Source organism: Alloscardovia venturai (genome assembly GCF_042676605.1).
GTDB lineage: Bacteria > Actinomycetota > Actinomycetes > Actinomycetales > Bifidobacteriaceae > Alloscardovia > Alloscardovia venturai.
Genome location: NZ_JBHTHQ010000026.1, coordinates 1 through 23,261 on the forward strand (window position 1 = coordinate 1; position 23,261 = coordinate 23,261).

At 49.1% G+C, this 23,261-nt stretch carries 21 protein-coding genes and 1 tRNA gene; 21 read left to right on the top strand and 1 reads right to left on the bottom strand.

Annotation, left to right across the window (positions count from 1 at the left end; genetic code table 11):
- Positions 1 to 389: 389 nt before the first annotated feature.
- The 6 genes from ACFQY8_RS07805 (at position 390) to ACFQY8_RS07830 (ending at position 6,576) form a co-directional block, all read left to right on the top strand.
- Positions 390 to 1,130 (top strand): MIP/aquaporin family protein, encoded by a 741-nt coding sequence (locus ACFQY8_RS07805; protein ID WP_377939407.1) that lies wholly within the window; start codon positions 390 to 392, stop codon positions 1,128 to 1,130.
- An 80-nt stretch (positions 1,131 to 1,210) separates the two neighbouring features.
- A complete protein-coding gene (locus ACFQY8_RS07810) occupies positions 1,211 to 1,984 on the top strand; it encodes a YggS family pyridoxal phosphate-dependent enzyme (protein ID WP_377939409.1) in 774 nt (257 codons plus the stop codon).
- Between the two features lie 42 nt (positions 1,985 to 2,026).
- The gene (locus ACFQY8_RS07815) at positions 2,027 to 2,845 is read left to right on the top strand and encodes a fumarylacetoacetate hydrolase family protein (protein WP_377939411.1); all 819 of its coding nucleotides are present in this window, start codon (positions 2,027 to 2,029) and stop codon (positions 2,843 to 2,845) included.
- Between the two features lie 16 nt (positions 2,846 to 2,861).
- Complete coding sequence (locus ACFQY8_RS07820; RefSeq protein ID WP_377939412.1) at positions 2,862 to 4,154, top strand: homoserine dehydrogenase; 1,293 nt, start codon at positions 2,862 to 2,864, stop codon at positions 4,152 to 4,154.
- A gap of 146 nt (positions 4,155 to 4,300) precedes the next feature.
- Positions 4,301 to 5,251, top strand: a complete 951-nt coding sequence (gene thrB / locus ACFQY8_RS07825; protein ID WP_377939413.1) for a homoserine kinase — start codon at positions 4,301 to 4,303, stop codon at positions 5,249 to 5,251.
- Between the two features lie 8 nt (positions 5,252 to 5,259).
- Positions 5,260 to 6,576 (top strand): Maf family nucleotide pyrophosphatase, encoded by a 1,317-nt coding sequence (locus ACFQY8_RS07830; protein ID WP_377939414.1) that lies wholly within the window; start codon positions 5,260 to 5,262, stop codon positions 6,574 to 6,576.
- Positions 6,577 to 6,633: 57 nt separating this feature from the next.
- Here ACFQY8_RS07830 and ACFQY8_RS07835 read toward each other — a convergent pair whose 3' ends face one another.
- A complete protein-coding gene (locus ACFQY8_RS07835; RefSeq protein ID WP_377939449.1) occupies positions 6,634 to 7,575 on the bottom strand; it encodes an AEC family transporter in 942 nt (313 codons plus the stop codon).
- Between the two features lie 35 nt (positions 7,576 to 7,610).
- On the opposite strand from ACFQY8_RS07835, the gene dapE reads away from it, so the two are divergent.
- The 15 genes from dapE (at position 7,611) to ACFQY8_RS07910 (ending at position 23,051) form a co-directional block, all read left to right on the top strand.
- Entirely contained in the window at positions 7,611 to 8,828 is a 1,218-nt protein-coding gene (dapE, locus tag ACFQY8_RS07840; RefSeq protein ID WP_377939451.1) for a succinyl-diaminopimelate desuccinylase, read from the top strand.
- A gap of 179 nt (positions 8,829 to 9,007) precedes the next feature.
- Positions 9,008 to 12,085 carry an Rne/Rng family ribonuclease gene (locus ACFQY8_RS07845; RefSeq protein ID WP_377939415.1) on the top strand — a complete coding sequence of 1,026 codons (3,078 nt, stop codon included), beginning with the start codon at positions 9,008 to 9,010 and terminating at the stop codon, positions 12,083 to 12,085.
- Positions 12,086 to 12,231: 146 nt separating this feature from the next.
- A complete protein-coding gene (rplU, locus tag ACFQY8_RS07850) occupies positions 12,232 to 12,540 on the top strand; it encodes a 50S ribosomal protein L21 (RefSeq protein ID WP_377939416.1) in 309 nt (102 codons plus the stop codon).
- 44 nt (positions 12,541 to 12,584) lie between these two features.
- On the top strand, positions 12,585 to 12,836 hold the full coding sequence (gene rpmA, locus ACFQY8_RS07855; protein WP_377939418.1) for a 50S ribosomal protein L27: 252 nt from the start codon (positions 12,585 to 12,587) through the stop codon (positions 12,834 to 12,836).
- A 92-nt stretch (positions 12,837 to 12,928) separates the two neighbouring features.
- Entirely contained in the window at positions 12,929 to 14,677 is a 1,749-nt protein-coding gene (gene obgE / locus ACFQY8_RS07860; protein WP_377939419.1) for a GTPase ObgE, read from the top strand.
- On the top strand, positions 14,674 to 15,810 hold the full coding sequence (gene proB, locus ACFQY8_RS07865) for a glutamate 5-kinase (RefSeq protein ID WP_377939421.1): 1,137 nt from the start codon (positions 14,674 to 14,676) through the stop codon (positions 15,808 to 15,810). The genes obgE and proB overlap by 4 nt, the downstream gene beginning before the upstream one ends.
- 10 nt (positions 15,811 to 15,820) lie before the next feature.
- Entirely contained in the window at positions 15,821 to 17,029 is a 1,209-nt protein-coding gene (locus ACFQY8_RS07870; RefSeq protein ID WP_377939422.1) for a pyridoxal phosphate-dependent aminotransferase, read from the top strand.
- A 178-nt stretch (positions 17,030 to 17,207) separates the two neighbouring features.
- Positions 17,208 to 17,280: transfer RNA gene (locus ACFQY8_RS07875), tRNA-Trp, on the top strand.
- Between the two features lie 45 nt (positions 17,281 to 17,325).
- Complete coding sequence (gene secE, locus ACFQY8_RS07880; RefSeq protein ID WP_377939423.1) at positions 17,326 to 17,559, top strand: preprotein translocase subunit SecE; 234 nt, start codon at positions 17,326 to 17,328, stop codon at positions 17,557 to 17,559.
- 62 nt (positions 17,560 to 17,621) lie between these two features.
- Complete coding sequence (gene nusG, locus ACFQY8_RS07885) at positions 17,622 to 18,419, top strand: transcription termination/antitermination protein NusG (RefSeq protein ID WP_377939424.1); 798 nt, start codon at positions 17,622 to 17,624, stop codon at positions 18,417 to 18,419.
- A gap of 242 nt (positions 18,420 to 18,661) precedes the next feature.
- On the top strand, positions 18,662 to 19,774 hold the full coding sequence (locus ACFQY8_RS07890) for a thioester-forming surface-anchored protein (RefSeq protein WP_377939425.1): 1,113 nt from the start codon (positions 18,662 to 18,664) through the stop codon (positions 19,772 to 19,774).
- Between the two features lie 265 nt (positions 19,775 to 20,039).
- The gene (gene rplK / locus ACFQY8_RS07895) at positions 20,040 to 20,471 is read left to right on the top strand and encodes a 50S ribosomal protein L11 (RefSeq protein ID WP_018143356.1); all 432 of its coding nucleotides are present in this window, start codon (positions 20,040 to 20,042) and stop codon (positions 20,469 to 20,471) included.
- A gap of 62 nt (positions 20,472 to 20,533) precedes the next feature.
- A complete protein-coding gene (rplA, locus tag ACFQY8_RS07900; protein ID WP_377939427.1) occupies positions 20,534 to 21,229 on the top strand; it encodes a 50S ribosomal protein L1 in 696 nt (231 codons plus the stop codon).
- Positions 21,230 to 21,354: 125 nt separating this feature from the next.
- The gene (locus ACFQY8_RS07905) at positions 21,355 to 22,200 is read left to right on the top strand and encodes an aldo/keto reductase (RefSeq protein WP_377939429.1); all 846 of its coding nucleotides are present in this window, start codon (positions 21,355 to 21,357) and stop codon (positions 22,198 to 22,200) included.
- Positions 22,201 to 22,310: 110 nt separating this feature from the next.
- Positions 22,311 to 23,051 carry an HNH endonuclease family protein gene (locus tag ACFQY8_RS07910; RefSeq protein WP_377939430.1) on the top strand — a complete coding sequence of 247 codons (741 nt, stop codon included), beginning with the start codon at positions 22,311 to 22,313 and terminating at the stop codon, positions 23,049 to 23,051.
- Positions 23,052 to 23,261 lie beyond the last annotated feature (210 nt).

The following is a 23,261-nucleotide window of genomic DNA, read 5'->3' on the forward strand; positions in this document are numbered from 1 at the left end:
TTCGAACCTGGTAGTTAAGTCCTAGTACGGTGATGGTACTGCACTCGGTAGGGTGTGGGAGAGTAACAAGCTGCCGCTTTAATATTTTGAGGGGTTGGACCTGTAAAGGGTTCAACCCCTTTTATTTGTTTCTTGGGCTTGTGTCCTAGTCTCGGTTTCTTCTTGGTTTAGCGTTTGACCCTTGGTTTTTCTGGTTTTCAGGGTTTTATGGTTTTGGTTTTCGCGTGGTGTGTAGTTTGTATGTTGGGTAAGGTTTCTCAATATCTTCTCAACACCAACCAAACATAATCCTTTAATACAGTACCTACCGCTAGGATAAAATATGTCCAGTATGTTCTCTATCAATTCTGTAGGAATATTTCTGAGAAAGAGATTGTGAGGAGATTTTTATGACACCCCAATTATGGGCACAAGTATTAGCAGAGTTTGCTGGTACTGCGATTTTAATGCTTTTCGGTAACGGTGCAGTAGCTAACTCAGAATTAGCAAAAACTAAAGGACACGGATCCGGCTGGCTTGATATTGCAATGGGCTATGGCATTGGTGTAATGGTTCCTGTAGCTATGTTCGGCACGGTATCTGGTGCGCAAATCAACCCGGCGATGACCATCGGGCAGGCTGTCTATGGCATGCTTCCATGGGGGAATGCGTGTTTGTTCATTATTGCGCAGCTTTTGGGTGCTTTTGTAGGGCAACTACTTGTTTGGACCATGTACAAGCCTCACTATGATGAGACCACTGATCCTGCGGCGATCTTCGGGACTTTTTCCACGACTGATGCGTTTGACAACAAGTTTAACTACTTCCTTAACGAGCTTGTAGGTACCTTCGTCTTGGTCTTTGGTGCACTGCTCGCGTTGAGTCTAGAGTGGGGTAAGCATAATCCGATGGGTGCTGCTATTGTCGTTGGCTTTATCGTATGGGGTCTTGTAACGTCTTTGGGTGGCGCAACTGGGCCTGCATTAAACCCTGCACGTGATCTTATGCCACGTTTGCTTCATCAGCTTCTCCCAATTGAGCACAAAGGTTCTTCTCGATGGGATGAAGCGTGGATTCCGGTTGTAGCGCCGATTATTGGCGGTATTGCTGGTGTCTTTGCAGCGCAGTATTTCATCGGTTTTGGTTTCTAACCGTAAGTTAGAGTAATAATAAAGAGCACAGAACTATCTGTGCTCTTTTTATTTTCTCCTATGTGAGTAAAGTACAGCATATGACTGCATATATGGACCATAAGAATCTTGCAAATACAGATATTTCTGATGAACGACGTCGTGAAATCGAGGACGGAGTTAAGGTCACGCTGGACCGCGTCCATGATGCAGAGCATACTGCGTATCGTGATGAAGGCAGCGTAACATTACTCGCGGCCACGAAGACCCGCGACGTGGGAGAGATTCTTGCGGCAATTGATGCTGGAATTCGCTGTATAGGAGAAAATCGCCCGCAGGAAGTTCTCGCAAAGGCAGAAGGGCTTATAGCGGGCTTTACCGAGCGTAATCTTGCTATCCCGTTCCACATGATTGGGCAATTACAAGCGAATAAAATTTCAAAAATTCTTCCTTTTATAGACACTGTTGAATCTGTTGATTCGTTAAAACTTGCTGAGCGCATTGCACGCAGACTTGACGAACACCAAACGATTGGCGTTCTTCTTGAAGTGAATGAGTCAGGAGAAGACAGCAAATCAGGCTGTAAACCAGAAGAGGCAGAGGAACTTGCATACCAGATTGCCGCTATGCCCGGGCTGGAATTGCAAGGTTTTATGACTATCGGTACGCATGTGGATGATGAGAAGGTAGTGCGTAGTGGTTTTAATCACCTGCGTCAGTTGCGTGATGATATTTGCGCATCAGGAGTAGAGGGCACACAAGGAGCACAGCAACTTTCTATGGGCATGAGTGCGGATATGGCATGGGCTATCGCTGAGGGCGCAACGATAGTGCGTGTGGGAACGGGAATATTCGGGCAGCGAGCATTTATCTAAAATTTATACGTATCTTTCGCGGGGGTTCTATATCCTAGAGATATGAGAATTGCGCGTTTTAGTCACGATGAAACAGTGTCTTATGCTTTCGTCCAAAAAGATGAGGCTGATGGCAAGGATTATCTTGTAGAACTTTCTGGATACCCGCTTGGTAGCAATCCTGTGAGTCCTACAGGACAGCGTTTCGCCCTCGATGGCGAGGGAATCCGTCTCCTCGCCCCTGTCATCCCAAGTAAAGTGTACGGATTAGCAAAAAACTATGAAGCGCATGCTGAATATATGGGTGAAATTAAAGGTATGAAAGGTGTTCATGCGCCTGAAGATATGGTCATCTTTTCAAAGCCTTCTACCTCTGTCATCGGTCCAGATGACCCTATTGTTTTTCCAAAATTCAGTAAAGATATGAACTTCGAGCCTGAGCTGGCAGTAGTTATAGGGCGTATTGCAAAGAACGTTAGCGAATCAGATGCGATGAAATATGTTCTTGGGTTCACTTGCGTCAATGATGTGACGTTGCGCGATTTGCAGGGAGATGATCCCACATGGACACGTGCTAAGGGGTTTGATACGTCATGCCCGCTCGGTCCATGGATTGAGACCGATGTCAATTATAAAGACGCGAAGATTAGCTTTACACTCAATGGTGAAGACGTTCCAGAAGCTAGCGGAACGACTGCAAATTTGATTCACTCTGTCGAATCGCAGATTGCGTTCATCTCGAGCTTTGCGACTTTGCTGCCGGGGGACGTCATTTTGACTGGTACACCATACGCGACAGGAAGTTTGCATCCAGGAGATGAAGCGATTGTGCACGTAGAAGGCATCGGAGATTTGCGTAACGTCATCGTCAGCGCAGAGTAAACGGTAAGGTACATTCATGACAAATAAGGCAATTAAGGTCGCCCTACTTGGAGCGGGGACAGTTGGCTCACAAACAGCCCGACTTATCGTGGAGCAGTCTGATGAGTTGGAGCGTCGTATTGGAGCGCGTCTTGAATTGGCAGGTGTCGCAGTTCTCGATCCTGCAGCAGTACATGACCCATGGATTGATAAGTCGCTACTTACTACAGATACGTTGGAGCTGACGACTCGTGCAGATATCGTGGTGGAGCTTATCGGTGGCATAGAACCAGCGCGCACATTTGTGCTGAGTGCATTGAATCATGGTGCATCTGTCGTCACTGCGAATAAAGCACTTCTTGCCACGCACGGTCCTGAGCTTTACGAAGCAGCAGAAAAAAACGGCGTTGACATCTATTTTGAAGCTGCTGTGGGTGGTGCAATTCCTATCGTTCGCCCGTTACGTGAATCTATGGTAGGCGACAAGATTAATCGTGTGATGGGTATTGTCAACGGTACGACAAATTACATCCTTGATGAGATGACGACAAAAGGCCTTCCTTTCGATACGGTACTCAAAGATGCTCAGGAAAAAGGCTTCGCAGAAGCAGATCCTACAGCAGACATTGGCGGTTTTGATGCAGCAGCTAAGGCTGCGATTATGGCGTGCCTAGCGTTTAACAGAGACGTGCGTATGGACGACGTGCATGTGGAAGGCATCGAGCATATTACGGATTCGGATATTGCAGCTGCACGTGCTATGAATCGTGTTATTAAGCTCCTCGCTGTGGTTTCTCAAAATGATGAAGGCATAAGTGCAGGTGTCTATCCAGTCATGCTCCCTGCTGAGCATCAGCTCGCTAAGGTTTCAGGAAGCTTTAACGCTGTCTTCGTTGAGGGAGAAGCCTCTGACGATCTCATGTTCTACGGGCGAGGAGCTGGTGGAGCTCCTACTGCTTCCGCGGTTACAGGCGATATTGTGACTGTTGCTCGCCATCGAGTGCTAGGAAGCACTGGGCCGAAGATTCCGCTCTTCTCTACCGCGCCGATTGTGGATGCTGCTCGCGCCGAATCCAGCTATATGATGCGACTTAATGTGCCAGATGCAGTGGGTGTACTTGCCAAGGTAGCTGAGGTCTTTGCACGTAATAATGTGTCTATTCGCGCTGTACAGCAACGTGAAGAAACTGATGATTGTGGCAATCATGAATTATGGATTACCACTCATGCGGTCGCGGATAGCCTCATTCGTAAGACCGCGGTCGACCTTGAAGGCACAATGTCGCATGGCAAAGTACTTTCTGTAGTACGCGTCTTTGAAGATGAGTGACGAAAGGTATAAAGCTCCTTACGAAGAGCTCAATGTGTGTTTGCAGCTGCCAGAGTGTCCACGTACGCTGAGTGCGGCTGAATAACTTGATTTCGTTCATCTCAATTTACCTAAACGTGTTTTTAATTAAGGAAGGCGCCATTGTAATGACTTTTGCAGCTACAAAGGTGCGCGTTGATGTCCCCGCGACGAGTGCAAATCTTGGGCCAGGCTTTGATACAGCTGGTCTTGCGTTGAATTTTTACGATACTGTAATTGTAGAAGCGCTACCGGCGCAAGGTGTCCATATGGTCATTCATGGCGAAGGTGAAGATTCTCTTCCGCGCGATGAACGACATCTCGTAGTCAGAGCTTTACGAAAGGCTTCTGAAAGCTTTGATTTGCCAGAATTCGGGGTGAATCTTACAGCGTGGAATCGTATACCACAGTCACGTGGTATGGGGTCATCTGCGAGTGCGATTGTAGCTGGCGTCGCAGCTGCTGCGGGACTAGCTGGGTTGGATATGCACAGTAGTGAAGTGCGCGATGAGATTTTTAATATTGCTGCGCAGTTGGAAGGGCATCCAGACAATGTGGCACCAGCAGTCTATGGGGGGATGACTATTTCGTGGCTTGAATCGAGCACACGCAGTTTCCGAACTGTGCAGTATCCCGTTGACAAGAATGTCAATGCGTGGATATTCATCCCCGATTTTGAACTATCAACGAGTAAAGCACGTGAAGTGCTACCGCAAGAAGTTCCCTACGAGGATGCACTTAAAAATGTCTCGCGTGCGGCTTTGCTTCCTGCCGCTCTGGGACGTGGTGATAATGATTTGCTATTCCACGCGACTGTGGATAGACTGCACCAGCCTTACCGTGCGCCACTGATGGGACCGTCTGCACGCCTTGTCGATTTTTTGCGTGCGCAGGGGTATGCTGCTGTTATCTCTGGAGCGGGGCCATGTGTCTTGTGTTTACATGCAGGGGATGATACAGATAAGTTGCGCAACATCACTGCGAAATCTATCGATATGTCACAGTGGCGTATGGAGCATTTAGGAATTGACCATAACGGTGTACGCGTATACGAAGAATCTGCTAAGAAGGAGCAATAGAAGTTTTTATGAGTATTCCTGTCGCATTAGCATCGCAGTCGCCGTCTCGCGCTCGTTTACTTGTACAAGCTGGCATTCGTCCTACTATTCGCGTATCGCACGTCGATGAGGACGCTGTACTTGAAAAGATAGCAGCGAATCGTGGTGAAGACGTGAGTAGCCTGTCCGTTGAAGAACGTGTCCTCGTTTTAGCTCGGGAAAAGGCGAAGAGTGTGGCGCATGACTATACGCATACATGGGATACGGTCAAAACGTCCACGGGTCATCTCAATATTAGCCGTCCACTTGAGCACGGACAGGGTAGTGTATCTCAGCGTGTAGATTTATCTGATTTTGTAGGCAGTCACGCTGGTTTAGGCGGTCTTATGCACGGTCCTGTCATCATCGGATGTGACTCGCTTTTCACCTTGCATAATGAGGTATATGGCAAGCCGCACAGTGCAGAAATTGCACGTGAGCGGCTCCGTCTCATGCGCGGGAACACCGGCACGCTGTGGACTGGGCATGTCGTCATTGATATGGCAACTGGCGAGATTGCTCAATCTATCAGTCACGCACAAGTCACATTTAGTAATTTTAGTGATGATGATATCGAGCAGTATATTGCGACTGGAGAACCATTAGAAGTCGCGGGATCATTCACACTTGAAGGTATAGGAGCTGCGTTTATAGAATCCGTTCAAGGAGATCCGAGCGGTATAATTGGTCTGAGTCTGCCGACAGTGCGCTCTCTCGTAGAAGAGCTAGGTATGAGTTGGCCAAATCTGTGGAATGCCACTGCAATATCCGCGTTGTCGTCCTCAGATACAGATTCAAAAGCTCCTGATAGCAATATCAGCCAACCCGGCGATGGTTGGATTGACTGCGCATGTGGGCACAAGCATTGGGGACGTCATAGCGCCGCGGGAATCTTGCTTGCCCGTCGTAATGATGCGGGAGAAATTACACACATCGCTATGCAGCATCGTGCTCAGTGGAGTGCGGAAGGTGGAACGTGGGGAATTCCAGGAGGCGCGATAGCTACCGGAGAGAATGTCATTGAAGGAGCGCTGCGAGAGGCGCGCGAAGAGGCAAATATCCATCCGGAAGACATCCATGTCGTTGGAGCCTACCAAGAAGATCACGGACCGTGGAGTTACACGACTGTCTTCGCATTTGAGAAACGCGGAACGATGGCTGAACCACGTGCGACAGATGATGAGAGTATCGAAGTGAAATGGCTATCCATTGAAGAGATGGATAATGTCAATCTTCTGTCTTACTTCAAGTCTGACTGGCCAAACTTCCTACAGCGCTTGCGAGTTATCGCGAGTGAGAATAAATAGATACGTGCCTCTCTATGTGCGCCGATGGTCGCGTGTACGTCTCACTTGTTGCACGTCTTACCCAAGTAGAAGAGCAATGAGTGCTATGACAAGTGGAGACGTAAGTGTCGAAATGAGCGTACCGTCTCGAGCGAATCCCATTCCAGCGTTATACCGTGCGGCGTAGTTATAGACGTTCTGTCCCGTCGGAAGAGCCGCTAGAATTATGCATCCATAGAGCACCGCTCCCCTCATGCCCATGAGATACGCCACAACGAAAGCGACAATAGGCATGACGACATTTTTGAGTGTTGATACAGTGATAATAGCTGGAATATTTGATGCCTTTTGCAGAGGTTTTGTACCGTGCAGACTCATACCGAAAGCCATAAGAATGAGAGGCACCGCAGAAGCCCCTATCATATCTATAGGGTCAAAGAGCCATTGAGGTATGATGAAGTGTCCGTATAAACTCGACAGCCATGAGACGATGATTCCCCCAAGCGACCCGATGAGAAGAGGCTGATGCAAGGGCTGTGCCGCGATGCGTTTCCACGAAAACTTTCCGCTTGTTTGAATGTCAAGGACGGTGAGCGCGACCGGAGTAAAAAGCGCCTGCTGCATCACGAGAATAGGCGCGACGAGGGCGGGGTTACCCACAATGTACGTCGCGACAGGAAGCCCGATATTGTTCGAGTTGAGGTACAGACTATTAAGAGCTCCTATAGTGGTTTCTGCTGGAGAAAGCTTGAAAAAGATGGCGTTGAGGATTATAAAAATTACGCCGACGATGACAGCGGAGAAAAATGCGACGAGAATGGTCGGATGGAAAATTTCTCCTAACTTTTCTTTTGACAATATCGCAAACATGAGGCAGGGGCTGGAGACGAAAAAGCTGACTCGATTCAAGACATATTGTGCTGAATCTCCCCCAATATGCATACGTGCAGCGACATATCCCGTAGCGATAACAATCCCGATGACGGCAAACCCCTGTAACGCGCTTAACAATCCCATAATCACATAGTGCCACGCGAAGAGCTCTGACGTGCGACATCGTTTACGATATGAGTATGAACGATTTTGCACAGCTTGACGAGCTTATGACAACCATCATGCATCAGTATTCTGTTTCTGACAGTGAAACTGAGCTTGCTGATTGGGTAGAAAAGTATCTTGATGCTCGTCCATGGCTTGAAGTGCACCGTATGGGAGATACGGTTGTAGCATCGACACATTTTGGCAAATCTCAGCGAGTCATCCTTGCGGGGCATATTGATGTAGTACCCGTGATTGATAACTTCCCTCCTCAACTTTTAGAACCTGGCAATGGGAAAATTCGTAAGGAGATCCGCGAAGCATATCCTCAGTCTTCTGTGATATGGGGGCGCGGAGCTACAGATATGAAGGGCAGCGATGCGACTTTCCTTTATCTTGCTGATATATTAAATGGCGCGGATAAGATTGCGTGCGACATCACATATATCTTCTATGACCATGAAGAAGTCGAAGCGAGCAAAAATGGTCTCGGAAAGGTGGTCAACGCTCACCCAGAATGGATTAGTGGTGATTTCGCAGTTATTGGTGAGCCGAGTAACGGCTTAATTGAAGGTGGATGCAACGGTACCATGCGTTTCGACATCATTACTCACGGTATAGCAGCTCACTCTGCTCGCGCATGGATGGGGGATAATGCTATCCACCACGCTGCGCGCGTGCTACGTACTCTCGACGAGTATGAGCCTGACACAATTACCGTAGACGGTCTAGAATATCGCGAAGGTCTCAATGCGACCATGATTTCAGGTGGCGAGGGGACCAATATAATCCCGCAAGAGTGCCGCATCCATGTCAACTATCGATTTGCTCCAGATAAGAGTATCGCCGAGGCCAAAGCGCTCCTCATGGGACAATCCTGTGCCAGCAGAAGTGGGGTAGGGAAAGGCGTATTTCGAGCTGATGGTGGTTTGTTCGAAGGCTACGACATTGAGATGAAGGATGAATCGGCTGGCGCTCGTCCGGGGTTGGATAACCCAGTAGCATCACATCTCGTTCAACTCGTGTACAAACGTACAGAGAAGATGCCGACGGCGAAGTTCGGCTGGACGGACGTTGCAAGGTTGAGCACGTTAGGCATCCCCGCAGTAAATCTCGGCGCGGGAGATCCTCTACTTGCGCATAAAAGTGATGAGCAAATCGCAGTACAGGCGTTGCACGAGTACGCTCAGCTCCTTCTCGTATGGCTCGCTGATACGCGTGTGGTAAACTCGTGATAGTGGTTCTGCGCGAACCGCGCCGCTGAGCGTTGACCCCGTGTCTTGGTGAGGTAAAGACAGGTGATGGCGTCCGCGAGGCATAGACAGACTTTTTAACCGTTTATATACGTGGACATAAGGTGCGTATATGGACATGACTTGTAAAGCAGGCGCAGCTGCTTGACTGGGAGACGACCGTGTCTGAAAACAAAAATCAGGAACCACCACGTCTTGGTCGCCGCACAAATCAAGGCTCTCGCCGCGTTGTGCGTGCTACTGGAGCGAAAGATTCCCAAGTTACACAGATTTCGCAGCCTTCTTTGAAGGCTACTGCAGACCCTACAGAGCAATCTCTTAAGCAAGACTTAACGTCACAGCGCACCCCTCATCCCCTTTCCTTAACAAAGCAAAAGGCTGTGCGTGAAGTAGAAGCACCACAGAGTCAGGTTTCTGCGCGCCGGAGCTCTCAGCGATACAAGCGAAACGCTCAGCAGGAGCGTATCGCCGATGAATTATTTGTTGACAAAGGCATAGAAATTGCTGATGAAGTAGCTTACGATGCACACGGTGAGAAAGAAACCACTCAAGTTAAGGTTGCTAAGGCTCAAGAGAGCCGGGACCATGACCGTTCTAATGTCGTCCTTGAGCTTCCTGAACCGCGCATACGTAAGCGCAAGCAATCCGAAGATTCACGCGCTCGCAGTGAGCAGCTACGCACTATCATATTTGAAAACCACGCAGAAAATAGTGGCAAGGTTGATACTACTGGTCGTAGAGACAGCGACAGCTTTGATAACGCGCATGAAGAGAACCGTGAGGATACTGTACGTAGCCGTTCGCGCCGAGCACATGCTGCTGTAAGTCAGATGCTAGAGTTTTCATCTTCGGAAACTACCCACGAAGAAACTCGCACTCCAGAAGATTTCGCAGGGCGTACTCATCTCGGGCGCCCAAATCCTATGATGAGCCTTCTCTTCCAAGCGCCTGTTATTCCGTCGCGACCGCAAACACAGAATGCTTCCGAGACGGAAGAAGACAACGAAGGTTCTCATGATGATGCGAATCGTCGAAGCCGTAGGAACCGCCGTAATCATCACGAACATGCCGATGAGGTAATGGATACTATCTCCCAGGCTCTCGATGAGACCGAGCGTAAACGCTCCCGTGATGAGGGAGAGGATAGCTCGGATATGCGCGAGCAGGAGGCTACGTCTCGTCGTACTCGTCGAAGCCGTCGCTTGAATGCTGAGGAGCGTCGCGCTGCCGCAGAAGTTGAAGCTATCGAGCATGACATTGACTTTGATGATATATCATATGAGCCAATTGAAGATGAAAGCAAGGGCGAATCAAACGATGATGAACGCGAGGCTCGTCGCCGTCGCAATCATCGTAGCTCCACGTCAATCATGCACGATGATGACGAGGATGAGTCGTTTACGACTCGCCGTCGTCGTCGCCGCCGCGGAGCAAAGAACACTGAAGATGAATCTCATGATTCAGAGGATACTGCATCAGACGTAGTAGTAAATTCGCGCTCGCGTAAGCAGCAATACATTGACGAGATTACTGATATAGAAGGCTCGACAAGGCTTGAGGCAAAACGCCAGCGCCGTCGGGACAACCGTCGTGATCGAAACCGTCAGGCAGCTCTCATCACGGAGCAAGACTTCCTCGCGCGACGTGAGGTAGTAAATCGCATCATGGTTGTGCGTGAACGCGGAACTCATACTCAGGTGTCCGTCATTGAGGATGATGTGCTTGTAGAGCACTATATCTCTGACATCGCTGAAGTTTCAGCGGTTGGAAATATTTACCAAGGTCGTGTACAGAATGTTCTTCCTTCGATGGAAGCAGCATTCGTAGATATCGGTCAGGCTCGTAACGGTGTACTTTACGCAGGCGAAGTTAACTGGGATGCCACGCGACTCGAAGGCCAGCCACGACGCATGGAGCATGCTTTCAAGTCGGGAGATCCTGTCCTCGTGCAAGTTACGAAGGATCCTATAGGACACAAGGGAGCTCGTTTGACCTCGCAGGTGACTCTTGCAGGGAGGTTCTTGGTCCTTGTGCCGTCTGGAGGTATGACTGGAGTCAGTCGCAAACTTCCCGAACGTGAACGTGCGCGCTTGAAATCTATCGTCTCTAAGGTGGCACCAGAAGAGATGGGCGTCATCATTCGTACAGCCGCTGAGGGTGCTTCTGAAGAAGCAATTATCAAAGACCTCGAGCATTTGAAGCACCAGTGGGAGCATATCTCTCAGCAACTTGACGAGTATAAAAACTCGAAGAAGCCGCACCTGCTTCAAGGTGAGCCAGACGTCGTTATTCGAGTCATTCGCGATATTTTCAACGATGACTTTAAGAAACTCGTCGTTGAGGGTGAAGATGTGTACAACCGCATTCGCGAGTATATCGAGGCAGCTGCTCCAGACTTACTTGACCGTGTGGAGCAGTGGGATCCTCAAGATCATCAGGGCAAAGACGTCTTTGACCGCTGGCAGATTGACTCACAGTTACGTAAGGGGATGGAGCGCCAAGTTTACTTGCCATCCGGTGGCTCGCTTGTTATTGATCGTACTGAGGCTATGACTACTATCGACGTGAATACCGGTCGATTTATCGGTAAAGGTAAGTCGCTCGAAGAGACAGTAACGCGATGCAACTTGGAAGCTGCAGAAGAAGTTGTACGTCAGCTGCGTTTGCGCGATATCGGCGGTATGGTCATGATTGATTTCGTCGATATGGTCATGCCTGCAAATCGTGATTTGGTGCTCCGCCGACTTGTAGAGTGTCTCTCACGAGATCGCACAAAGCATCAAGTCGCAGAAGTGACTTCTCTTGGCTTAGTCCAGATGACTCGTAAGCGTGTGGGGCAAGGACTCGTAGAGGCATTCTCTGAAGAATGCCCGACGTGTGGTGGTCGCGGATTTATCCTGCACGATGAGCCTACCGTGAACTCTCATGCTGATGATCCATATGCTATGAAGGGCGGAGATCCATTCGTCAAAACAAATAAGCATGGTCACAGTGTGTACAACCATGTTAATGATTCTGGTGATTCGTCGACAGTCCATGACCACGAAGATTTACTCAGTACGACTGAAGAGGTAAAGAACTCTATGGCTGCAATTGCCGCAGCTGGTGCTGTGTCTTCGAATAGCAAGGATAGCAAAGACAATAAGAGCAATGAGGATAACGATAGTGCAAGTTCTCTCGATAGCCCCAATGCTCTCAATAGTTCAAAGAGCGATAGTCCAAAGGAAGAAGTAGAGTAGCAAGTCCAGTGTGTTTCGTGATTTGACGGAATTCAAGTTATGCAATACATTAGATAGTTGGTGTCTTGTGAACGACCTGAGCGTGATGCTCAGAGCAGTGTTTAGAAGATGAAACGATAAAGCTTTTAAGAGGCAAAGGTAAGAACATGTACGCTATTGTGAAAGCCGGCGGCCACCAGGAAAAGGTCGAGGTAGGCGACGAATTTACCGTCAACCGTCTTGATGCAAAGAAGGGCGATACCGTAGAGTTCCCTGTTGCACTCGTAGTTGATGGTTCTCAGGTAACCCTCGCGGCTAAGGATTTGGCAAAGGTTTCTGTCAAGGCAGAAGTTATTGACGACGAAGCTAAGGGTCCAAAGATTAACATCCAGAAGTTCAAGAACAAGACTGGTGTAGCACGCCGTAAGGGTCACCGCCAGAAGTTGACTGTTCTTAAGGTAACCTCCATCGCTTAATGCGGTAAGAGAACCCGAATTCATTCTTTCGAAAGGAATTAGTCATGGCACATAAGAAAGGTGCGGCAAGTACCCGCAACGGTCGCGATTCGAATCCTCAATACTTGGGTGTAAAGAAGTTTGGCGGCGAAGCAGTAGTAGCAGGCAACATCATCGTTCGCCAGCGCGGTACTAAGTTCCATGCAGGTCAGAACGTTGGTCTCGGCAAGGATCACACTCTCTTTGCTCTCGCAAACGGTACTGTGAAGTTCGGTACTCGTCATGATCGCAAGGTTGTAGACGTTATTTCCGAGTAGTTCGGAAATGGTATAGAGCCGCGCCCGTTTGAGCGCGGCTTTTTGCATATAGAGCGGTTTTATGCTGCAAGCAAGATTCTAAGGATGAGGATATGAGTGACTTTGTAGATCGCGTCACTGTACACGTCAAGGGTGGCGACGGTGGTAATGGCGCAGCGTCAATTCGCCGTGAGAAGTACAAGCCACTGGCAGGCCCTGACGGTGGTGATGGTGGTGACGGTGGAAGTGTCATCGTTGTCGCAGATCCCAATACGACATCGTTGCTCGACTACCGCTTTATGCCACACCGTAGTGCACCGAATGGGACTATGGGCAAAGGTGATGATAAAGACGGTTCGCAGGGTGCTGACCTCATCCTTCCTGTTCCTGTCGGGACGGTTATATTCTCTTCAAAGCGCGTATCTCACGGTGATAGTGCAGCCACTGGGCGTACAGATACTGTCATCTCAGCGGCAAAACATAAGAATGATGAGATGCTTGCTGACTTGGCGCATGAGGGTGACCGTTATGTCGTGGCACAAGGAGGTGTCGGCGGGCTAGGGAACCGTTCGCTGGCAAATAAGCAGCGTCGTGCTCCAGGTTTTGCATTGCTTGGTGAGCCCGGTGAAGAGCGCGACGTAATTTTTGAATTAAAATCCATTGCAGACGTAGCGCTCGTAGGGTATCCATCCGCTGGTAAGTCCTCCCTCGTTGCAACTCTTTCTGCTGCGCGACCAAAAATCGCAGATTATCCTTTCACGACGTTAGTTCCTAATCTCGGAGTAGTTGACACAGGTGATAAGCGTTTTACGATAGCGGACGTTCCGGGACTGATTCCGGGAGCTGCTCAGGGTAAAGGGCTAGGACTTGAGTTCCTTCGCCATATTGAACGCACCGAAGTTATTGCTCACGTGATTGATTGTGCAACTCTAGAGGCAGATCGTGACCCTATGAGTGATTATGAGGCACTAGAAAATGAACTAGCGCAGTACGCTGACCAACTCGACATACCGTTAGGAGCTATTCCGCTTACTCAGCGTCCTCGCATCATTATCTTAAACAAGGCAGATGTTCCTGAAGCTAAGGAGCTCGCAGAGTTCGTGAAACCAGACTTTGAGAAGCTTGGGCTTAAGGTATTCATCATTTCGACTGCATCCCATGAAGGTCTCAAGCAACTTACCTATGCATTAAGCACTATGGTCGAAGAGGCACGTGCCCAGATTAAAGTACAGACCGAGCAAGCTAGCGAAGAACGTATAGTGATCCGCCCATTGGAGCGTAAGCGTCGCAGCCCAAAGGAAGTGGGCTTAGGCTACGACTTCGAGATCGTGCGCGAACAAGATCATGATGGGCACTTCTGGTTTACTGTGACTGGCGACAAACCTGAGCGCTGGGTACGCCAAACGAACTTTGATAATGAAGAGGCGGTAGGTTATCTTGCAGATCGACTTGCGCGCTTGGGGGTAGAAGATGCTTTGCGCGCGAAAGGCGCTCGTGTAGGCGACGAGGTACATATCGGACGAGGAGAAAGCGCCGTAGCATTTGATTGGGATCCAACCATTCAGGCCGGTGCTGAGATGCTTGACGGAGGCCCACATTCCCGCCGTGGGCACGACGTTCGTCTCGAGGAAGCAGAAGGGCTGAACCGTCGTCGTACGAATAGCGAACGTCGCCGTCAGTATCATGAATGGATGGATGCGAAAACCGCAGTTCGCGAAGCAATGGCTGCTGAGCGAAAGACGGGGCACTGGGCAGATCCGACTCGTAATGATGACCCGGAAGGTGCTCAGGACTTCCTTAAGCAGTTTGACGACAACAGCGAGAGCAACACGAACGTGACTAGCACAGGTGACGAGGTATGAATGAATCCCAAACTCGTGACAAGATTCGCTCCGCGCACACGATTGTAGTTAAGGTCGGTTCAAGCTCATTAACGTCGAAGGCTGGTCTTTTGGACCCCGGGAAATTGTCGAGACTCGTAAGCGCACTATGTGCGGGTATACAGTCTGGAGCGCGCATAGTTCTTGTGTCCTCAGGATCTGTGGCTGCTGGACTAAGGCCGTTGGGTTTCGACAGTCGTCCAGATGACTCGGTATCTCGTCAAGCTGCCGCATCGGTAGGTCAAGGTCTGCTCATGGCGGAGTATGAGAAGGCGTTCTCGCGATTTGGCATAAGAGTTGGGCAAGTGTTGATGTCTGCCTCAGATACGATGAGGTCGTCGCGTTATCGCAATGTGCACAACACCATTGAACGACTTCTTGAGTTGGGGGTCGTGCCTATCGTCAACGAAAATGACACTTTGGTGACGTCTGAAGTCAAGTTTGGCGACAATGATCATCTCAGCGCTCTCGTAGCGCAAATTGCTAGGGCACAAGCTCTAGTTATCCTTTCTGACGTTGATGGACTTTATACGGCTCCTCCTACTAATCCGCACGCAGTGCGTAGGACGTTCGTTAAAAATGCTATTCGTGATGTTGATGATTCCAGCATTTCTGGTGCAGGATCTGCCGTGGGGACGGGCGGAATGGTGACAAAGATTGATGCCATACGCATCGCTACAGCCTCAGGAATCCCTTGCCTTTTGACCTCGACGCGTAATACAGGTCCAGCGGTTATGGGCGACTGCGTGGGCACGGCGTTCGCTCCTCTGCGCGAACGAGTAAGTTCACGGCGACTGTGGATAGGGTACGCTTCTCACCCGCAAGGAACTATCGTGGTAGACGACGGAGCGGCTCGCGCTATCTTGACGGGGAAACCAAGCCTGCTTGCAGTAGGCACTCTTGGTGCGGAAGGTGACTTCTCTGCCGGAGCTCCCGTGTGGGTAGCTGATGAGTCGGGACGTAGGATTGCTCGTGGTCTTTCAGCATTTGATTGCGATGACATCGTGTCGCTTGCAGGCAAAAATACTGAGCAGATTGAGCGTTTTCTCGGATCTGAATTTGCGCGTCCCATTATTCATAGAGACGATTTGGTTCTCGTAAATGGAGCGCAATAAACTGTGCATTATGGCACAGTTAAGCACTCGTATCACGAACGTGGCACCATCCGCCACCCTTGAAGTCGATTTGAAGGCAAAGGCGCTCAAAGCACAGGGCGTGGATATCATCGGTTTTGGTGCTGGAGAGCCGAACTTTCCTACGCCTTCGCCAATTGTGGAGGCTGCTGTAGAAGCTGCACGCGATGCAAAAAATCATCGTTACACTGCTACTCCGGGGCTTCCGGAGCTTCGAGAAGCTATAGCGCAAAAGACGAAGCGTGATAGTGGATATGATGTAAATCCAAGCCACATCGTGGTAACGAATGGCGGGAAACAAGCGGTATATTCCAGTTTCCAAGTAATCCTTGACGAGGGTGATGAAGTTATCGTTCCTACGCCGTGCTGGGTTACGTACCCTGAAGCTATTAAGCTCGCAGCAGGTACCCCAGTTGAAGTTTTTGCGGGTGCAGAGCAGCGTTTTGAACCTACCATTGAACAAATCGAAGCTGCTCGAACTGAGAAAACCAAAGCGATTATCGTAAACTCTCCCAATAATCCAACTGGCGCAGTATGGTCAGCTGAAACTTTGAAAGCAATCGCTCGTTGGGCTATCGAGCATGACGTATGGGTTATCACAGATGAAATCTATGAACACATGATTTACGATGGCAAAAAGACTGACTATATCGGTGCTCTCGTGCCTGAAGTTCGTGATAGACTCATCGTGCTTAATGGTGTAGCAAAGACGTATGCCATGACTGGGTGGCGCGTAGGCTGGCTCATCGGTCCTGAAAATGTGGCCAAGGCAGTAGGGAAGCTCCAGGGACACTTGACATCTAACGTCTCAAATGTCCCGCAGCGCGCGGCGCTAGCAGCAGTGTCTGGAGATTTGACTGCTGTTGAGATGATGCGTGAGGCCTTTGATAAGCGTCGTCATGCAATTGTGAGTGCGCTTAACGATATGACAGGGGTGACATGCGCTCTTCCAGCTGGTGCTTTTTATGCGTTTGCTGATTTTTCGCGGCTTCTTGGCAAACCATTAGGCAAGAAGCAGACTGTCTGTGAAAATACGGTAGAGCTTGCAGCACTCATTCTCGATGAAGTACATGTGGCAGCGGTTCCAGGTGAAGGGTTTAGTGCACCGGGGTATATTCGTTTCTCTTACGCGCTCGCTGACGATGACTTGGCTGAGGGAATGCGTCGACTAAAGCAGTGGTTGGCGGCGTACGAAGGCTAGTGGTGGAGCAGCGGCTGGCAATGTTCGTTAAGTGGATGATGATGCGATTAGACGAAATCCCTAAATCGCGATAGACTAGACATTCGGCGGTTCGCCGCACGACATTGTCATTAGTCCGGAGGGCTTGTCACAATATAAAGGCAATCCTGTGGATTGTGTACGATGTACACGTAGACTTAGGGGTCTGGCGCAATTGGTAGCGCAACGGTCTCCAAAACCGTAGGTTGTGGGTTCGAGTCCCGCGGCCCCTGCTCATGCAGCGAGAGCTGCACACTTTGTAAAGTAAGGATTGCATCATGGCTCATACTGAGAGCAAAAAGGCTGCGAAAGTACGCAAGCCAAATGTTTTCGTTCGCATTGGTATGTTCATCCGTCAGATGTTCCAAGAGCTTTCTAAAGTGGTTGCTCCGTCCGGCAAGGAACTTCTTGGCTGGTCTGTTGCAGTATTTATCTTCGTTGTTTTGTTGATGGTGTTCATTACGGCACTGGATTATGGACTTGGCCAACTGATGGTCACACTTTTTGGCTAATGAGATTGAATTAGCCTATGGAATCGTAATCGTTTATTTGAATTTAGGTGTGATAGATAATCATGACTGAGAATATGGAAGACACGCAGGAAGAGCCTGTAGAGTCTGTAGAAGTATCAACAGATCCAGTTTCTACGGAAAATACTGAGAATACTGAGGAAGTTGTAGCTGACAGTGCAGCGGATAATGCGGCTGATGATCAGACTTCAGCGCAAGAGTCTAGCGATACAGATGATGATCTCGATCCCGGCGAAAAGGCAGTAGCTGATTTTTCTCGGTCTTTGCGTTCACTTGAGGGTAAGTGGTACGTGCTTCACACGTACTCCGGTTACGAGAAACGCGTGAAGATGAATGTAGAGTCTCGCGCAGCTTCTTTCGGTTTGGAAGACCAGATTTTCCAGGTGGAAGTACCTATGGAAGAGGTCGAGCAGCACACTGAAAAAGGCAAGAAGATCGTCAACCGCGTGCGTATCCCAGGCTATGTTTTGATTCGTATGTGGGATGATGAGGATGCTCGCCGTATCGTGCGCGAGACTGAGGGCGTGACTGGTTTTGTCGGTAATGGTGGCGAACCTGCACCGCTGACTCGCAAGGAAGTCGTCTCCATGATGGCGCCAATGATTCGCTCCGAAGCGCTCAAGGAAGCTGGAGACCAGCCAAATCGCAAGAAGGCACGTAAGATCGAAGTAAGCTTTACAGTAGGCGAATCGGTCACGGTTACCGATGGCCCATTCGCTACGATGCCGGCAGTTATCTCTGAAATTAACGCTGAAGCTCAAAAGCTTTCCGTGCTCGTATCTATCTTCGGTCGCGATACACCTGTAGAGCTAGGCTTCGAGCAGGTTGAAAAAATCGACTAAAAGATGTAGACGAGTTTTTACAAATCAGTTTTTTTGTCACTAATGGCGATGAAAATACCATTTTCATCGCCATTTTTTGTATAAAAGTATTAATATATAGCTGATGCTCTTGTTACGACTTGTAGCAAGGCAATAAAATCCGATTAATGGTTATAGAAGTTAATAGAGTAAAGAAGGAAAATAAATGACTGCACGAGTAAAAAGAGCCTGGGGGGGGGGTCGTCGCTGCTATCGCTGCGATGATGATGCTTTTCACTGGCTTTGCAATTCCAGCAGCGCATGCAGATGACACTACCGTGACGGTGCCTGTAAAAATTACGGTTCTCGATGAGAGCGATAAGCCTCTTGCGGGCGCAAAGGTAAAAGTTGTCGATACAAAAGACGGGAAAGTCGTCAAGGAGTGGACAAGTACTACGTCTGCAGAAGGACTTAATCTCGCCCCAGGAACATATAAGCTCACACAAACCGCGCCTAATGGCTATAAGGTAAAGGAAGCCGAAAAGACCTTTACTGTAGCTAGCCCGATTTCTAGCTCCGAAAGCGCAACTTTCACAAAGGTATATGCAGGTGAAGGCGTCCGTGGTGCTCACATTTTAGGTGATTTAACCGGTAAAGATAACGGCACTCATACCGTAGTGTATTGCTTTAACAAGACGCGAAAATTCCCAGTGAACGGCTCTACTTATACTCGCGTTAAGGGCGATGAGAATAACTTTGAGAATCTCGCAGCCCCAGGTCATAGCAATGATTTGTATAATAACGTAGCTCGCGTTATCTGGAACGGATATCCAAATGACGCTTCAGGAATTATGAAGAAGTATAACCTAACTCCTGACACCTTTGCAGGCATTACGCAGTGGGCTGTGTGGCACTATACTGATCCAAAGGAAGAACAGTACGTTGATTTGGACGAGGTTACTAATGAGTCTGAACCTGATGAGAAGGCTTATAAGGAACTGATTGAGAGTACAACACCTGCTCCACAGAACATGATTTTGGATATCTATAAGTCTGATAGTTCTAACTATCAGAATGCTGTAACTTCTCACTTCTACACTGCTGAAAATATGTCTTTGACAATTTCAGATGAAAAGACCGAGACACCAGAAACCCCTACACCTGAGACTCCAAAGCCAAACAAGCCAACTACGCCTTCAACCCCTACCCAGCCAAAGTCTGAGCAGCCAAAGCCACAAACTCCGACAAAGCCGGTAAACAACAAGGTTGTCAAGGAAAATAAGCCTGTGACCAAGCTTGCAACAACTGGTACAGATATCACCGTTATCGCAGCAGTAATGATGCTTCTTGCTCTTGCAGGTACAGGATTGGCAGTAACTGTAAAGCGAAACAAGTAAGTCGTTACACTCAAGGTGCGATATGCAAGACGATATGAAGACGGATACTGTACTTCACAGTATTGCCAAGTAAATTAAATATTTGTCGAGCAAATCAGGCATAATAATAAGGCTTACTAGCTTACTGGTTGGCGTGTGTTCATGCTGTAGAGTGTGAGCACACGCCAACTGCTGTAAAAAGATAAAACCGCGGGAGGGGTACGGCTTGTAGGTGAAAATCCTTAGCCTGCTCCGTCGAACCGCTGACAGAAAGAAGAACCATAAAATGGCTCCAAAGAAGAAAGTCTCAGCACTCATCAAGCTGCAGATTGCTGCAGGCAAGGCAAATCCTGCTCCGCCACTGGGTCCTGCATTGGGTTCCCATGGCGTGAACATCATGGACTTCACCAAGGCATACAACGATGCTACTAAGGATAAGATCGGTCAGATCATCCCAGTAGAAATCACTGTATATGAAGATCGCTCCTTCACCTTCGTGCTGAAGACTCCTCCAGCAGCAGAACTTCTTCGTAAGGCAGCTGGCGTGGATAAGGGTGCGGGCAACCCACTTACCACAAAGGTTGGTTCCGTAACCAAGGCACAGGTACGCGAAATCGCTGAAACTAAGATGGCTGACTTGTCTGCTCGTGATATCGAAGCAGGTATGAAGATCATCGAGGGTACTGCACGTTCTATGGGTATCACCGTAACCGACTAATTTTATCCACTTGAGCAGGAGGGCAAACGCTTGCCCAGACTGCGACTGCTAAGGAGAAGCAGATGACAAAGCGTTCACGCAAGTATCGCGAAGCTGCCGAAAAGGTAGATCGCTCTAACCTTTACACCGCTGAAGAAGCTATCGCATTGCTCAAGAGCATGCCAGCTCGCGGTTTTGATGAAACCGTTGAGGCTACATATAACCTCAACGTTGACCCACGCAAGGCAGACCAGCTTATCCGCGGTACTGTTAATTTGCCAAATGGAACTGGTAAGACCGCTCGCGTAATCGTGTTTGCACGTGGTCCTCAGGCTACAGCAGCTGTTGAAGCTGGTGCAGATGAGGTCGGCGATGCAGAACTCATCGAAAAGGTATCTAAGGGCTACACTGATTTCGATGCAGTGGTAGCAACTCCAGATATGATGGGTCAAGTAGGTCGCCTTGGCCGTGTGCTCGGTCCTCGTGGTTTGATGCCAAACCCTAAGACCGGTACCGTGACTATGGATGTAGCAAAGGCTGTGTCTGATATCAAGGGCGGTAAGATTGAGTTCCGCGTTGACAAGCATGGCAATTTGAGCTTCATCGTCGGTAAACTCAGCTTTACTGAGGAAGCTCTTGCAGAGAACTTCCGTGCTGTAGCTGACGAGATTCGCCGCTTGAAGCCAACTACTGTAAAGGGTCGTTACATCACTAAGGTCACCATGACTTCTACCATGGGTCCTGGCATCCCACTGGACTTGGCTCCATTGGCTGCATAGTTGCGTAAAAACGTATATATCGTAACCTATACACGATAAGAACCGTCTGCCAAGTCCTCACGAGAGGATGGACAGACGGTTTTCTTTATATCTTTACGGTCATGCCACACGTTATGCTAGAAGGCATGAAACAGCCGTATATTTCTCTGCATGATGGCAATCGTATTCCGCAAATTGGTGCGGGAGTATTGCGCATTGATAATGGCGACGTAGCTCGCGTCGTCGAAGATGCTCTTGAAGTGGGGTATCGCCATATTGATACTGCGGCAGGGTACGGTAACGAAGAGGGCGTGGGTCTCGGCCTTGAGCACGCTGGATTTGCAAAAGGTGTGAACCGAGAGCATTTATGGCTCACGACGAAGTTACGCGATTCTCAGCAAGGATATGACAGCGCGTTGCGTGCTTGTGAGAGCCAGCTCAAACTCCTTAGAGTGGATTATCTTGACATGTACATGATTCACTGGCCAACTCCGTTTGACTGGCGCAGTGAGGAGACGTGGAAAGCCTTTACTCAATTGCGCGACGCGGGAGTTATAAAGACTCTCGGCGTGTGCAACTTTATGCCGAGTGACCTTGATCGACTGTATACCGCGACGGGCGAGTATCCTGCGGTTAATCAGATAGAACTTCACCCTACCTTCCAGCAGCAAGAAGTGGTGGACTATTGTGTGCAGCATCACATTGCGGTACAGGCGTACTCTCCTATGGCTCGCGGAGCAGACCTGACCGCTGGAGGAGAAAAGCTCATCAAGATTGCGGAGGATCATGATGCTACTGTAGCCCAGGTGATTTTGGCGTGGCACTTGGAGAAGGGGACCATCATTATCCCTAAGTCTGTGCACAAGACCCGGTTGAAAGAGAACTTTGAATCAATGCATGTAGAGTTGACCCGTAGCGAGATGGAATATATCGATTCTTTGGATACCCATGAACGAGCTGGTCACGATCCTGCTACGTTCTCGTACAGCTGACAGCGCGCACAGCAACATTAGGGGAGAAGCAAGTATATAAGCGGAATGTGGATAACTCGCCTTCCTGCGGAGACGAGCAAGCTGCTTTCTAGCCTGCTACCATAAGTTTCATGACTAAAGGCAAGAGAAATCGACTCACATATCGCTCGAAGAGCACGCGTTCGGTGTGGAACGTTCTCGTGAGTGCTGCCGTATTTCTCGGTGTCATCATAGGTCTTGCTCTCCCGTACTTCAGTAAAACCATTGCACGCACTACTGGTAGCTATACGGCAACGGGAGATGCGGCACAAACGCTCCAAACCTTACAGGTCGTGGATAACCCGCACCCTCAAGGTCACTATAATCGCGATGATTTCGGTTTTCGTGAGACAGACACAGATGGAGATGGCTGTGATGTACGCGAAGACGTGCTCGCGCGTGATTTGCAAGACGTGAAGTACAAATGGCCAAGTACGTGCAAAGTGCGCTCAGGTGTTTTGCACGATCCTTATACAGGTACAACCATTAACTTTGTGCGTGGCAAAAACACGAGTAGCGCGGTACAGATTGATCATGTGGTAGCGTTGCGCAATGCGTGGCGGTCGGGCGCGTATAAATGGGATCATGCGAAGAAAGTCCAATATGCGAACGACATGTATAATTTACTTGCCGTTGACGGTCCAGCCAATCAAAATAAGGGCGATGGCTCTGCTGACCAGTGGATTCCAGACAATAAGTCTTACGCATGCGCGTACGTTGCGCGTCAGATTGGCGTCAAAGCGAGGTACAATCTTACTGTGACTACAAACGAGAAGGATGCTATGATGCTGATCCTGCATGGCTGTTCGGGCCAAGCAGTACCTCAGCAATAATTGAACGCGCCTTTTCGCAACCTGAGATAGTTGCTTTGGGAGTATAAAACTCCGTTTTCTCTATGAGGTAAATAGTTTTTAGTTATAGCGGTGTATCACTATAACTGTATGCCACGTCCCGTGTGTTGTCAAAAGGCTCGTTTTACCGTTAGCAAGCGTAACAGTAACAAACAATTTCAATATGAACAACAACGATATTGTAAAAGCTCT

Coding starts and splice junctions, on each gene's coding strand:
- obgE (WP_377939419.1), top strand. CDS start 12,929: ATGAGTGACTTTGTAGATCGCGTCACTGTACACGTCAAGGGTGGCGAC.
- proB (WP_377939421.1), top strand. CDS start 14,674: ATGAATGAATCCCAAACTCGTGACAAGATTCGCTCCGCGCACACGATT.
- rplK (WP_018143356.1), top strand. CDS start 20,040: ATGGCTCCAAAGAAGAAAGTCTCAGCACTCATCAAGCTGCAGATTGCT.
- rpmA (WP_377939418.1), top strand. CDS start 12,585: ATGGCACATAAGAAAGGTGCGGCAAGTACCCGCAACGGTCGCGATTCG.
- ACFQY8_RS07805 (WP_377939407.1), top strand. CDS start 390: ATGACACCCCAATTATGGGCACAAGTATTAGCAGAGTTTGCTGGTACT.
- ACFQY8_RS07815 (WP_377939411.1), top strand. CDS start 2,027: ATGAGAATTGCGCGTTTTAGTCACGATGAAACAGTGTCTTATGCTTTC.
- ACFQY8_RS07810 (WP_377939409.1), top strand. CDS start 1,211: ATGACTGCATATATGGACCATAAGAATCTTGCAAATACAGATATTTCT.
- ACFQY8_RS07905 (WP_377939429.1), top strand. CDS start 21,355: ATGAAACAGCCGTATATTTCTCTGCATGATGGCAATCGTATTCCGCAA.
- ACFQY8_RS07870 (WP_377939422.1), top strand. CDS start 15,821: ATGGCACAGTTAAGCACTCGTATCACGAACGTGGCACCATCCGCCACC.
- ACFQY8_RS07820 (WP_377939412.1), top strand. CDS start 2,862: ATGACAAATAAGGCAATTAAGGTCGCCCTACTTGGAGCGGGGACAGTT.
- nusG (WP_377939424.1), top strand. CDS start 17,622: ATGACTGAGAATATGGAAGACACGCAGGAAGAGCCTGTAGAGTCTGTA.
- ACFQY8_RS07890 (WP_377939425.1), top strand. CDS start 18,662: ATGATGCTTTTCACTGGCTTTGCAATTCCAGCAGCGCATGCAGATGAC.
- secE (WP_377939423.1), top strand. CDS start 17,326: ATGGCTCATACTGAGAGCAAAAAGGCTGCGAAAGTACGCAAGCCAAAT.
- rplU (WP_377939416.1), top strand. CDS start 12,232: ATGTACGCTATTGTGAAAGCCGGCGGCCACCAGGAAAAGGTCGAGGTA.
- thrB (WP_377939413.1), top strand. CDS start 4,301: ATGACTTTTGCAGCTACAAAGGTGCGCGTTGATGTCCCCGCGACGAGT.
- ACFQY8_RS07830 (WP_377939414.1), top strand. CDS start 5,260: ATGAGTATTCCTGTCGCATTAGCATCGCAGTCGCCGTCTCGCGCTCGT.
- ACFQY8_RS07910 (WP_377939430.1), top strand. CDS start 22,311: ATGACTAAAGGCAAGAGAAATCGACTCACATATCGCTCGAAGAGCACG.
- rplA (WP_377939427.1), top strand. CDS start 20,534: ATGACAAAGCGTTCACGCAAGTATCGCGAAGCTGCCGAAAAGGTAGAT.